1 pseudogene is annotated in these 657 nt (G+C 73.8%); it reads left to right on the forward strand.

The features are described from left to right. A pseudogene (locus tag E6R62_RS41610) lies at positions 1 to 150 on the forward strand (alkaline shock response membrane anchor protein AmaP); the annotation flags it as partial. Positions 151 to 657: the final 507 nt, after the last annotated feature.

Here is a 657-nt window from a genome sequence, read left to right on the forward strand (position 1 = left end):
CTCCTGGAGCCGCATGCGCAGCCCGCGGGGGCGCTTGCGCGGCTCTCGGGTGAGGTGCTGGCCCATGCGCGGGACTCCGCGGGCCTTGCGGAGCTGCCCGCGGAGGTTCGTCTGCGGGCGGTCAAGCACCGGGCGCGGCGCGTCAGTTGAGCGCGGAGTTCCCCCCCCACCCCGCCCCTCCCCGACACCCTCCGGGGGTCTTCGTTCGGCTGCGGCTGATCGTCCTGCTACCTGGGGCTCCGCCCCAGACCCCGTTCGCGCCTGAACGGCGCTCGTCCTCAATCTCCCCCAAGGCCTCAAGGGCCAGGGGGGACCCCCATGACGGGCTGAGGTTGCCGATGCTGAGCCCCCTACAGGGGCGCGGGGAACTGCGCGACCAGCCACCCTCGGCCCGCAGAGGAAAGGGGGCTCAGGGGCGCGAGGAACTGCGCGAACAGCCGCCCTCGTCCCGCAGGCCGAAACGGCCCACGCGGGGAACGGCGCGAACCGTAAACCGCAGCGACAACCGCCGCCCGCAAGCGGGGCCGAGGAGCAGCCACCCCAACCCAACCCCCACCCCCACCCCCAACCCCCGTGGTAGGGATGGGCCATGAATGACTCCCTCACCGACGTGCCCGGCTTCCGAGTCGGCCACGCCGCCGTTACCGGCCCCGGCGC

It is taken from the genome of Streptomyces sp. A1136, from assembly GCF_004795055.1.
In the GTDB taxonomy this organism is placed as follows: domain Bacteria; phylum Actinomycetota; class Actinomycetes; order Streptomycetales; family Streptomycetaceae; genus Streptomyces.